At 37.9% G+C, this 13120-nt stretch carries 10 protein-coding genes; 3 read left to right on the top strand and 7 right to left on the bottom strand.

The annotated features are described in order from the left end of the window. Positions 1 to 85: 85 nt before the first annotated feature. Positions 86 to 1303, top strand: a complete 1218-nt coding sequence (locus PZ892_RS17295) for an enolase C-terminal domain-like protein (RefSeq protein WP_094282033.1) — start codon at positions 86 to 88, stop codon at positions 1301 to 1303. Between the two features lie 81 nt (positions 1304 to 1384). On the opposite strand, the gene PZ892_RS17300 is transcribed toward PZ892_RS17295, so the two are convergent. Together PZ892_RS17300 and PZ892_RS17305 are read right to left on the bottom strand one after the other, a co-directional pair. Beyond that, positions 1385 to 2182: a DUF1080 domain-containing protein gene (locus PZ892_RS17300; protein ID WP_094258729.1), complete on the bottom strand. Its 798-nt coding sequence runs from the start codon at positions 2180 to 2182 to the stop codon at positions 1385 to 1387. A 129-nt stretch (positions 2183 to 2311) separates the two neighbouring features. Beyond that, a complete protein-coding gene (locus PZ892_RS17305; protein ID WP_277711708.1) occupies positions 2312 to 3037 on the bottom strand; it encodes a DUF3784 domain-containing protein in 726 nt (241 codons plus the stop codon). 153 nt (positions 3038 to 3190) lie between these two features. Between PZ892_RS17305 and PZ892_RS17310 the strand changes: the two genes are divergently transcribed. Continuing rightward, the gene (locus PZ892_RS17310) at positions 3191 to 3769 is read left to right on the top strand and encodes a DUF805 domain-containing protein (protein WP_094282031.1); all 579 of its coding nucleotides are present in this window, start codon (positions 3191 to 3193) and stop codon (positions 3767 to 3769) included. Between the two features lie 101 nt (positions 3770 to 3870). On the opposite strand, the gene PZ892_RS17315 is transcribed toward PZ892_RS17310, so the two are convergent. The 4 genes from PZ892_RS17315 to PZ892_RS17330 form a co-directional block, all read right to left on the bottom strand. Then, on the bottom strand, positions 3871 to 5073 hold the full coding sequence (locus PZ892_RS17315) for a DUF1343 domain-containing protein (protein WP_277711709.1): 1203 nt from the start codon (positions 5071 to 5073) through the stop codon (positions 3871 to 3873). 127 nt (positions 5074 to 5200) lie between these two features. Next, positions 5201 to 8692 (bottom strand): PVC-type heme-binding CxxCH protein, encoded by a 3492-nt coding sequence (locus PZ892_RS17320; RefSeq protein ID WP_277711710.1) that lies wholly within the window; start codon positions 8690 to 8692, stop codon positions 5201 to 5203. A 49-nt stretch (positions 8693 to 8741) separates the two neighbouring features. After that, positions 8742 to 9878 (bottom strand): Gfo/Idh/MocA family oxidoreductase, encoded by a 1137-nt coding sequence (locus tag PZ892_RS17325; RefSeq protein WP_277711711.1) that lies wholly within the window; start codon positions 9876 to 9878, stop codon positions 8742 to 8744. Between the two features lie 17 nt (positions 9879 to 9895). After that, positions 9896 to 10768, bottom strand: a complete 873-nt coding sequence (locus tag PZ892_RS17330; protein WP_277711713.1) for a sugar phosphate isomerase/epimerase family protein — start codon at positions 10766 to 10768, stop codon at positions 9896 to 9898. A 333-nt stretch (positions 10769 to 11101) separates the two neighbouring features. On the opposite strand from PZ892_RS17330, the gene PZ892_RS17335 reads away from it, so the two are divergent. After that, complete coding sequence (locus PZ892_RS17335) at positions 11102 to 11995, top strand: AraC family transcriptional regulator (protein ID WP_277711714.1); 894 nt, start codon at positions 11102 to 11104, stop codon at positions 11993 to 11995. Here the strand turns inward: PZ892_RS17335 and PZ892_RS17340 are convergent. Continuing rightward, positions 11973 to 13118, bottom strand: coding sequence for an endo-1,4-beta-xylanase (locus tag PZ892_RS17340; RefSeq protein ID WP_094282026.1), 1146 nt, complete (start codon positions 13116 to 13118; stop codon positions 11973 to 11975). The genes PZ892_RS17335 and PZ892_RS17340 overlap by 23 nt on opposite strands. Positions 13119 to 13120: the final 2 nt, after the last annotated feature.

Below are 13120 nucleotides of genomic sequence, written 5' to 3' on the forward strand. Positions count from 1 at the left end.
AAAACTAAGCTAAATAACTAATAACCAAACATAAGGAAATAATTTTTGTTGTAATTTTGTATAATCAACTTACCACAAAAAACCTATGAAAAGAAGATTCTTTATCAACTCCTTAGGTATTGGCTTTGCCTCCTCCCTACTCTTAAATTTCAATGGATATGGAAATCCTTTGTCAGAATTATTGGAATTGGCAGCAGACGAGAGGGAACTTGCCGAACATAAAATAGATAGTATTGTCTTTTCCAAAGTAAAACTAAACTATCCTAGACTGGTTGGAAAAAATGCCAGACTAGACCTACATGGTCATGGGCCTGAATTAGACATCTGCTGTTTGAGAACGGATCAAGGAGCAATGGGTTGGGCATCCCTTCGTGGATCAAAAAAAGATGCCGAACAGTTGATCCCTGAGTTAGTTGGTAAAAAAATATCGGATCTCTTTACCCCCAATGCTGGGACCCTCTCTGAAAAACATATCGCTTTTGACATGGCCCTGCATGACCTAGCCGGTGTCGTTCTACAGAAACCTGTCTATGCTTTGCTTGGCAAGAAAGATCCTTTTATCACCAAGTATTACAGCGGCATGATCTATTTTGACGATCTAGAGCCAAAGGATAAACCTGCAGGAATTGATAAAATCCTAGAAGAGTGTCTTTTCGATTATGGCGTGGGATACAGACAGTTTAAGTTAAAAATAGGACGTGGAAATAAATGGATGCCGAAAGCCGAAGGTATGCAAAGGGATATCGAGGTCACTAAAGCCGTTGCGGCAGCATTTCCAGATTGTGAGATCCTGGTCGACGGAAATAATGGCTTTACCAGTGATGAGTTTATCCAATATTTAAAGGGGATTGCCGGGGTTAAGCTTTTCTGGATTGAAGAGCCATTCCATGAAACGGTAGAAGACTATAAAAAGCTTCGGGACTTTGTCAAACAGGAAAAGTTGGACACCTTATTGGCAGATGGAGAAGCAGATCCAGACCAAGCCTTCCTCCAGAAACTCTTTGAACAGAAACTCCTGGATGTGCAGTTGAGTGATATTGAAGGATTAGGCTTTACCAATTGGAGAAGGATGATGCCTGAACTGGTTAAGACTGACACCCTCGCCTCTCCACATGCTTGGGGTTCATTACTTAAAACCAATTATACAGCGCATTTGGCTGGTGGTTTGGGCAACACCGTCACCATTGAAGGCGTAACAAGCAGTTCAGATGATATGGACCTCACAGCCTATGCGGTAAAAGACGGAAAATTAATTCCGCCTGATCTACCGGGTTTTGGTATGCAGTTATTGAAAACCATATAGGATAAAGACAGCTTAGTTTTTGGAAATTTTAAGGTCTTTGAACCATAGTATTATTCCTAGTGGGCATTTCGCTATATGCGATTAAAAGGTCTTCGAAAGATCTTTGATATAAATATTCCTGAAATCTACAGGCTGCCCTTCACTTTGCAAAGCAATAAAGCCGCTGCTCAATAGTTTACCATCAATTTTAATCTTTGGGTCGAAACCATTGGCTGTACCACCACCGATTTGAGGTTTTGAATATTCTAGGACAACATCTCCTTCAATAATATGTTGGATCAAGGAATCTCCAAGGACAATAAGCTCGGCTTTTACCCATTGATCTTTATCATATGTTTTAGAAGTAGAATTCAAACAATGTGAGGCTGCGATTTTACCTTGATACACCACATTAGTTCCAGGAGAACACATATTTCCTGTAGGTCTTGGTTCTCCATCGCCTAAGCCTGCCAAGAGTTGCATTTCTACCGAGATTGGCCAATCTTGCTCTTTCAACATGGTACGAGGATCTTGAGAATGGAACATTACTCCACTATTTAATAAAGTGTATTCCGGTGCCCCACGTTGTAGTTCGCCAGCGAATTTATATTCAAACTTTAAATGGTAATATGAAAAAGGAGTTTTATAATAAAGATGTCCAAATTGATCATTAAAGTCTTCATATTGGTCATATCTAATTTTAATAATTCCATCCTCTACCCGAAAAGTATTTCCAAAATTCTCTCCTACTTCATGGTGATGAATCTTAACAAACCAATCGTGGATATCCTTACCATTAAATAGAGGTTTCCATTCCCCTATATTTTTTTGAGAAACATGACTTTTACAGCCCATTAAAGCTAGGCAGACAAACAATACGGCATAAATACTTTTTTTCATGTAATTGGTAATTAGGTTGATTTCATTGCAATATACAGGATTATTTTGGAAGGTATCCTTTATTCATTACAACTTCTATTTTCTAAAATGGAGAATATTTGATTTATTAAATATTCTCCATTTTTTATGCTATTTGATACCCTTTATCAACTCGACAAAAACCTTCTGATTCGGACGTTCCTTGGCTGAATAATAAATTTTATGTCCATTAATTTCTTCAATTAATATAATAGGTTTTTTATCAGAATTGATGAGTAAAGTTATCTCTTCACCATCCTCAGTTTTATAAGCTCCTTTTTTAATTTTCTGAAGAGAAAATCCAGTGGTTTTAACTTTTATATTCGGCAAGGTATCAACAAGAGAAATAGACTTAATTTTAGACTTTTCAATTTCACGTCCATAATCTCCAGTAAATTTTATCATCTCTTTTTCAACAATGACTTGGTTTTCCTGTAAGGTATAAATAAACATACCTCCAATAGCTACAAAAACTGCAAGGATAAAAACCATAACCACAAAAGATTTAACTCGGTCTTTTTTATTAGGAACCTTGTAAAACTTATTGGTCTTCCAGATTAAAAAGCAGTAGGCAATCAAGGGATAAGTAGACATAAAAACCCCTGTCCAATGAGGATTAATCAAATAATAAAGGAGTAGGCCTATGATTAATAGAGTTCCGCCCAATAGTAAGTGAAACTTTCTAAAATAGGGCACAAAGGAATTGATATCAAAATTTTCCTTCTCCTCTACAGACATGCTATTATAGCCTGATAGCAAGCTATCGGCATTTTCAGTGTTTAAGAGAAATCCAACTCCTACAAAGATTAAACTGATAATAATTAGGGCGATTAACATTCGGCAAATAATTAGATTTCACAAGATAAATAAAAGACTTAATATCCAAAACATAGAAAAGTCTGAGTATTACGGTTTCCCATAAATACACTACGGTTTATTGACTAATTTGCGGCACAAATTGACTCAATCTACCAAATTATTTATTAACATATGCGGCTATACTACTATGTAAAGGATGCTGAAAAAGTAGGACCTTATACTCTTGAAGAGCTAAAAAACAAAAATATTTATCGGGATACCTTGGTGTGGTACCAAGGATTACAAACCTGGGAACGAGCAGTTGAAGTGGATGATCTAAGACACCTCTTCAATCCTAATACTCCACCCCCAATCAATAACATACAGCAAAATCTACATCAGACCAGTAATCAGGAAAAATCAGTTATTCCGCAAGAACCCCAAGGTTATTTCTCGAATCCATTTGGTTTTGAAGGCAGAATTCGAAGATCTGAATTCATAATTAGTTTTATTATCTGCTCGATATACCTGAGTATAATTGGTGAAATACTAAGAGACCCCTACAGTGCAAATGTCGATGACAGCGAAGTTTTTACCTTTCTATTTCTGATTATTCCAGCTATGTGGTTTGGAAGTGCCCAAGCAGCGAAAAGGAGCCATGACATCGGGAATTCTGGATGGCTTCAACTAATTCCATTTTATATTTTTTGGTTGGTATTCGTAGATGGTAAGCCCTTTACTAATCAATATGGTCATAATCCAAAAAAATAATAGGGTACTATTCTTTATTAAAATATTCAGTTGTTCTAGTTTAAATAACATCAGATTAATATTTTAGAGGAGAGATCATTATGAATTGGAATAATTATTTCCTACTTATAAAGAAGATACTTTTTACGCATCTTTTTATACTTATCTATCCCTGGTTGCCATGTTTTTCGGATTTCCTCTTCACTCATTCCAGAGCGGATTTGATCCTTAAATTCTGATACTCCTGCGAGATAATCTATATTCCCGATTTGGCGATGAAATCGTTCAAAAAACTGATCTTTATTGGGATGTTTGGCATAAAGTTCTATCATCCATTGCAGGTTAATCTTTTTAGACTTTACCAACTCTTCAAAATTAATATTTCGAAGATCAAGGCCATAACATACCTGATCTTGATAAAGGGGATCCTCTGCCCGACCAGGCATCGAAATCGGAGTATAATAAAACTCATAAATCCCTTTATACATTGGACCTCCAACAACCGTAAATGGGAAGTCTGTACCACGTCCATGATTTAAAGAAACACCTTCAAATAAACAAGTAGTTGGGTATAGTAATATACTTTCAGGAGTATTGAGATTTGGTGAAGGCCGCACAGGCAATTTATACAACATACTATGCTTATAATTTCCATTTCTCACAACACTTAGATTACATTTTAAACCATTTCCTAACCAACCTTCTCCATTAACCATTTGTGCGAATTCAGCAATAGTAAGACCGTGAACAATAGGGATAGGAAACTGTCCAATACCTGATTTATTTTTCATGTCCAGAATAGGACCATCAATAAAATAAGCGTTCGGATTAGGACGATCCAAGATAAGCATCTCTTTTCCATTTTCAGCTGCAGACTGCATCACATCCCGTAAAACATTGATATTAGTATAAAAACGGCAACCAACATCTTGAATATCATAAACCAAGATATCTACATCGGCTAGGTCATCCTTTGTAAGTTTTCTTTTGTTACCATATAGGGATACAATTTTGACTCCTGTATTTGCATCTACCTCGTCGCCAACTGCTGTACCATTGCTAGCATTCCCACGAAATCCATGCTCAGGGCCAAATACTTTTACAATATTGATTCCACGTCGAACCAAACTATCTAATAAATGTGTTTCTCCAATAAAAGAAGTTTGATTAGCAATCAATGCAACCCTCTTTCCTTCAAGCTTTGGAATATATTGGTCGGTTCGCTCAGCGCCAATCTTAATAATATCATTGGAATAATTAACCTGACCAGTTAAGTTACTGCAAATAATAACCATCGCCAGGATTAGGTAAATAATCTTTTTCATAGCACTAAATATACTAAGAATCAATAAAATGTGTAGATTTCTTATTTCCGAAAAGAAAATTGAACACTCAAAAACCAACAGGTAGTAAAAAAAGGGAATAGATTTCAATATCTATTCCCCTTTTTAATTATGGAATTACTTTCATCACGCCATTCATTATTCGCCAATGTCCCGGAAATGTACAAGCAAATGGATAATCTCCTGGTTCATTCGGCACTTTGATATTCAATTCGTAGGAACCTGCTGGATCAATCAGAGAGGTGCTAAATAACACATCTGCCGAATTAGGGATGTATTGAAGTTCAATTGCATTGCTTTGTGTCGCCAATTTATCTGCGGCCTCCCCAACCCGCTCCAAACTACCTGGTTTTAAGATCAACATATTATGTTGCATATGATCAGGGTTCTCAAATATTATTTTCAGATTTGAGCCTGCTTTAGCTGAAAAGTTAGTAATATCATATTTCATTTCACCCACGACAGCCTTAATCTTTAATACTTTATCGGCTTCAATGGTATTACCTTCTGCACCGACGGCCTTATTCATTGCAATTAAGCGGCTATCTTCCAGGATCCCTGTAAAGTTAAAATCCTCAGGAAATTCACCGGCGTTTCCATTAGAATCTTGAGCCGATTCTTTCGTGGCACTAGCTCTTCCTACTAAAAGAAAACCGTCCTGTTTCTCTGGAAACAGACCTAAACTTTTACCTTCCGCTACTTTCACATCATCTACAAATAGTAACATCTTACCATCAGCAAGCAATGAAGTTTTAACTTTAAAATTCGGTTTAGTAAGTTTTTCCGATTGAATGATGGACTTATTTCCTTTTTGATTTACTCTAAACTCTACTATACCATCCTTGATATAAACAGCATAACCATCCCTTTTCGTACCATATGATAGTAGGGCTCCATTTAGAGGATGCTGATCCTTTTGACGAACGGTACTTACAAAGTGGATTTCACGGTTTGAAAGTTCAGGGATCTGTCTGGAACTAATAATCCCATCTCTCGAACTATTAAGAGGTAAAACACTCATATTATTACCGGCAATAATTCTTTCCGCCAAGGAACCTGTAGCCTTTGAAAAGTGAGGATGGCCAAACTTCGAATGGTATTCATGCATCATATTTGGTTGATGAAGGCTACCTGCAATCATCAAAGCATGGAATATCCATTTGTCCTTTTCATTTTCAGAATCCTGCACGGCATCAAAAATCACTTTCGCAACCTTTTGACTAGATGGAGCTTCTGATAAAGCTAAAATAGCCGCTAATCTAACGCGAAGATCCTTGTCTTGAACAACCCCTGAGGATATCAATTCATCGATAACCTTAGCATCTTTAGGTAAGGTTTGTATGGCCGCCCTTCTCACTCCTGCAGCAGGATGTTTGAGAGCCTTAAGAACAACTGAAACACTAGGACTTTCTCCATTCGATAATAATCCTAAGCCCTTTAAGGTCCAGATGGCATGAATGGCAGCACCATTGACATTGACCTGATCGACCGACTTATCATTGATAAGCTTATGTAGATCATCAGCAACAGATTTATCAGCAGCTTCTACCAATAATCTTTGCGCTGTTGTCCGCCAAAACATATTATTACTTGATAAGGCATCAACTAGGTCTGAGCCCTTTTTACCTTTTAAATTAAACTTCTTTTGTTTGGCAGCATCATCATAAACTAATCTATAAATCCGTCCTTTCGTATTATCTCGTAATGGATCGATATAGGCATTCCCAGGGCCGTTTTCGAAGCCTTGAGGCGTTGGGTTATGCTGGATAATAAAGTTATACCAGTCCAAGAACCATAACGATCCATCGGGTCCTACTTTAGCTTCCACAGGACCAAACCAGTTATCCGAACTCGCTACCATATTCCAACCATCACCCTTTTCTTTAAACCCAGAACCTGATGGCTCTAGGATATGTCGATGGATTAGGCGACCGGTTGGTTCAGCGATAAATGCTACCCGGTTCCAATATTCTTGAGGGAATGCACGTGCAGTATATAGATTATGACCTGATGCCGCTGTAAAGCCTCCAAATACATCCACTTGTCGCAGCTCCTTGGTCAACTCATGGATCTTGTAATGGGCATCTATTTTCTCAATTCCCCGCTCATTAACATTTGCTTTTTCATAGTATCGAGCTGGAATAGCCATAAAATTACTGTGCTCATTATTCGCGGTTGACAAGAAAACATCAAAGTCTTCAGAGAATCCTAATCCCCAAGTGTTATTACTGGTATTCCCTAAGAACTCAAAATCCTGAGCTTTGGGATTAAATCGATATGCCCCGGAACCAAATTTATAGGGTTTCCCAGCTATAGTGCCTTCAAAACCTGAATATCCTACGGTTCCCCAAATTTTGTTATCCAAGCCATATTTCAGGTTTGATGGACCAGCATGCGTATCAAATGTTCCCCATCCGTCAATCAGTACCGTCCGAACATCAGCTTTATCATCCCCATCGGTATCCTTTAAAAACAAAAAGTGAGGAGCCTGAGCAACAATAATTCCACCATCAGCAAAAACAAAAGAAGTTGGAATATTAAGCCCTTCAGCAAATACCGTGAATTTATCCGCCTTTCCATCATTATCTGTATCCTCACAGATCGTAATCCGGTCATCTCCTGTTCCTTTATCACTTTTTACTGTATTAGGATAATCCACTGTTTCTATTACCCATAGCCTTCCCCTTTCATCCCAATCCATTGAAATAGGCTTTTTAATGTCAGGCTCACTAGCAAAGAGCTCCAGGCGAAAGCCTACAGGTACTTGTATTAGTGTCTGCGATTGCACAGGGTCCAATGGTTGCTGATAGCGAGGAGCTGGATCTTTACGTTCGTAATTTGGCATCCGAGCTTCCTCATATTCTGGTTTCGCGATTTCATATTTCTTCATTCTTTCCACCGCTTTATCACCCACTGCCCAAAGAATCCCATTCTTCACTAACTGTAGAAATCCAGGGTTACGAAAGGTGCGTTCATCATGACCAAAAGCTGTATAAAACACCCGACCTTTTCCATGTTCCTTTACCCAAGTATATGGCTCTCTATGTGAACTATCCACACGTTCCATCAAGACATCAATATCTTTTGCAAGATGGTCATGAACGTAAGTTTCATCCCATTCGGTGACAAATGGTGATAATCCTTGCATAACAGGATGATCTGGCTTGATGATCTCAGTGCCAAACGAACCGCCTCCATGACTCTTAAATTGACCACCAATCAAGGCTACTACCTCATCGGAATTTCGGAAGCAATAGGATGCAGAATGGATATTAATATATCCTTTGCCTGAAGCAACATAATCCAACAATGCTTTTTCTTGTGCCGGACTAATTGTATCGTGGTTCGCATACAAAATCAAGCCATCGTATTTCTTCAGATCCGGACGTGTCAAATCATCTGGGTCGATAGAATAAGTAATATTTATTCCATCATTAAAATACTCTTTCGCCAAGATATCGGCAAGCAGTTCTGAGTCATGGTGCTTACTATCATGTCCCAGAAAAAATAGTTCTAGTCTTCTAGGCTTGTTATCCTCAGTACATCCCAGTACCGACAAAACAATGCATAATAGAAGGCATATTTTTAAAATCTTATTCATTTTAAATAATATTGAGATATAGGTTCTTTAGTCAGCAAACTCCAATATATTAGGTTGTTTCCCAAGTAAATTCAGGTAAAGGAATAATCTCTCCCCCTTTCATGGCCGATTCATGCGCCAAAATACCAACGCAAGTAATATTTGCTGATTGTCGGGCATTTGGAAATGGCGACCTACCATCCTTCAAGGCGCTAATGAATTCATGAACTAAATGCGGATGCGAGCCTCCATGCCCACTTCCTTGTAAAAAAGATAGATGTTGATTCTCGCCTTCATCATAAACCCCTGCTCTTGTAAAATGCTGTATGGATTGCGGAAGTAAGTGCGCATAATCCGGGCAATTTACCTCTTCCGGAATTTCAGGTTCAGGTCTTTTTGCCACATGTAAAACCAAAGGTTCTCCTTCAATCAATGGCCATTCCACCGATTGCTTGGATCCATATACCTCAAAACTTTCGCGATATTGCCTCGCTGTATCAAATAAGGACCGATATACCTGGGCACTTAAATCTGAGTTCCTAAATTTTATATGTGCGGACTCGATGGCAAATGGAGAGTTATAATGTCCTACTAAATCCTCTCGAATAGTTCCTGACCCAAAGCATGACACATATTCTGCCTCATTGCGAGTTAGTCCCAGCACAGGTCCTACACAGTGTGTAGCATAATGCATGGGTGGAAGTCCCGGCCAATAGTTTGGCCAGCCATCCATATCTTGTTGATGACTCGCCTTTAGAAATTGAATCTTTCCAAGATCACCTTTTTCATAGAGTTCTTTCATAAACAGGAATTCCCTAGCATATAACACGGTTTCCATCATCATATAAGTAAGTCCTGTTTCCTCGACAGCCTCCACGATTTGCTGGCATTCTTCAACCGTCGTAGCCATTGGAACAGTACAAGCTACGTGCTTGCCTGCCCGAAGCGCCTTAATCGATTGCTCGGCATGATTTGGAATAGGAGTATTGATATGAACGGCATCAATATTTTCATCTTTCAGAAGTTCATCGTAACTGGTATATCGCTTTTCAATTGCAAAGGCATCGCCAATTTCATTCAGACTTTCCTCATTCCTTTGACAAATAGCATATAAGTTCGCATCAGGATGCTGTTGATAAATAGGAATAAACTCTGCTCCAAAGCCTAAACCAATAATGGCAACATTAATTTTTTCTTTCTTCTCCATTTCGTTCATTGATTATATTAGTCTAATTGATTAGCAGCCCATCTTTTCAAAAATTCATGCCCTTCTCTAGCAAATGTATCTTGGTCTTCAGCAAGATTGCGCCAGATGCAGACTGCCCCTGCTAACTCCTTATTTTCTGGTGTAAAACTCTCAATCGATACCGCACCTTTATAATTGATGGCTAAAAGTGCCTCATAAAATGCCCCCCAACTTGCATTCCCTGTTCCTGGAGTTCCCCGATAATTTTCTGAAACCTGAACATGCAGCAATTTATCACCTGCCTTACGGATAGCTAAACCGGGATCTGGTTCCTCAATATTCATATGGAACATATCAAGACATATTTTGGCTGCTGGGTGATTGAGTTCATCAATCAATCGCAGAACATCATCTACGTTATTGATCAAATCAGATTCAAAACGGTTCAATGGCTCCAATGCTAATTCCAAACCTTTACTAGCCGCCATCTCGCAAACCTTTCCTAAATTATCAACCGCTCGGTTCCATTCTGTTCTTCGCTGTGCATCCGGAACCATCCTTGCTTTGCCTACGGCTGAATACATCGGCCCTGCGAAAAAATTAGCACCCAAATCATTTGAGATATTCAAGCAATCTTCAATATATAAGAGGCCATTCTTTTGTAAATCTTCATCATCACTGGTTAAATCTCTACTTGGACCAAAGGCACCACAGACAATAGCTTGCAAGCCATTCTTTTTAAGTTCTTTATAAATCTTTTCGCTATCGATAAGTGTGGGATCCTCTACAGCTATTTCCACTCCTTCATACCCCAAACTTGCTATTTTCTCAAACAAGTTTGCCGCATCATCCGTTCGGAATGGAGAGGTCCATAACCATGTACTTACGCCTAATTTTACAGGTAATTGCATATTATCTTTTAAATAAATTAATGATTCTTAAAGGTTTATAGGCCATACAGTATAGCATTGTCCTTATCAAATGAAATAGAACATTTCTAAATCATTTTCAAGGCTGGTTTAAAATGGTTATCCTAATACTCTAAATTAAGACTCAACAAGAATTTAACATACCTATTTAATGCCCAATGATGACTGTATTTTATCACAGATATTTACAAATCAGGAGTACAATGGATAACAATCAGACATTTACCCATAGAAAATCTTGATAGTTGACATCAAAACACTTAATTTTAATAATCCCCAAAAGCTATTCTATGGGGCAACCATTTATACTCCATCATGGATATCAACTTCAAAAAAACCGCAGTCCAGAAAACCAGGATTCCTTCATCTCGCATATTTTTTGTGCGAAGGCTTTCTGATAAGCATTTTGATACCACTTGGCATGCTCATTCGGAATATCAACTCTTTCTTGTTATTGAAGGATCGGGAACTAGATTTATAGGAAATACCATGAAATCCTTTGTAAAAGGAGACCTTTCTTTTATCGGACCCAATATTCCACATCTATGGCGTAGTGATGATATTTACTTTGATCCTCAATCAAAGAAAAACAGTGAGGGTCTGGTTATTTATATTAATGGTTCAGCATTAGAGAAATTCATAGAAAAAGAAGAGTTTAATCAGCTGAAGGTTCTGTTGGAAAAAGTAAGACGTGGAATGGAAATTCAAGGATCTACAGCAAAGGAAATTATCAAATTAATGAATGAACTCCTAAATCTACACGGTATGGAAAGCATCATTCATCTACTAAAAATCATGAATGTTCTAGCCAAAGGGAAGGATTTTACGTTATTACATTATGATGAGTTCCAATATCAACCCAAAGATCTAGAAACTAACCGCATCAACATCGTCTATAACTATGCTTTAAATCATTTCAGAAATAAAATTACCCTAGAGGAGGTCGCCGCCCTATTAAATATGAAACCAACCTCCTTTAGTAGATATTTTAACGCCAAGACCTCAAAGACCTTTTCTTATTTTATTACAGAATTGCGAATCAAACATGCTTGTAAGCTTCTTTCAGTCGCCGAATCCAAGAATGTAGCACAGATCTGTTATGAATCAGGCTTTAATACATTATCCAACTTCAACAAACAATTCAAGACTTTAATTGGAATGACACCTATGGAGTATAGATTAAAATTTATGACCCTGTATTCTGAATAGTCTTTTCCACAATCTCCCTTACAAAAGGCTTTGAATTATAGTTCCGATCAAACAGCAATGGATAATCTGTTCTCCCTTTTATAGGCCAATTGTTTTTCCAAGAATCAGCATCAGTAACCCCCCAAAAGGTTACTCGATCAATTTTATCATGATGCTTTAAAAACAAGGCAAAAAAGTCTTTATAGCGTTGTGCTAACTTGCTTTCCACCTCCGCCGGCAATCCTTCTGAGTAAGGATTAAGTTGTTTATCATATTTATAAGAATCACTGACTTCAGCACTTTGAGTATGATTAGGTGTTGGTAAAATGGAGATATCAAACTCAGTAATCATAACATTGACACCCAAGGTAGAAAATGCTAATATACTCTCTTCGAAATCACTTACAGCAGGGTATCCCAAACCAAGATGTCCTTGCATTCCTATCCCATGAATTTTCATTCTACTATCCTTGAGATTACGAACCATTCTAACAACCCCTTCCCTTTTTCCCTTCAAAAACATGGAATAATCATTATAATATAATTCAGCATCCGGATCTGCCTCATGAGCAAACTCAAATGCCAAGCGAACAAATTCCTCACCTATGATTTGATAAAACTTGCTTTGTCGCCAATCTCCATTGTCCAATATTGCCTCATTAACGACATCCCAGCCTTTTATCCGTCCTTTATATCTTGATACAACCGTGTGAATATGCTTTCTCATCCTCTCAATTAAAACCTCCCGGGAAACTTCCTTGCCGTCTTTATCAATAAAGAACCAATCCGGAGCCTGTGAATGCCAAATCAAGGTATGCCCAATAATTCGCATTCCAAATTTCTCCCCCAGTTCTACAAATCGGTCAGCATCTTTGAAATTAAACTCCCCTTCTCGAGACTGAAGATACATTGCTTTCATGCAATTCTCCGCTGTAATGGAATTAAATTGCGACTTAATTAATGCAGTAGCCTTTTCATCCCGCTCATAAATCTGTTTCAAGTTCAATGCTGCTCCAATGTCAAATTTCCCAGCAAAAGCTGATTTTAGAGATATCCCCGCAGACTTAGTTTGTGCTGCTAACTGATTAGCAATTATAAATAACAAAACAATAACTAAAAAAAATATGCTTTTGAATCTGTTCATAA

Source organism: Sphingobacterium sp. WM (genome assembly GCF_029542465.1).
GTDB lineage: Bacteria > Bacteroidota > Bacteroidia > Sphingobacteriales > Sphingobacteriaceae > Sphingobacterium > Sphingobacterium cellulitidis.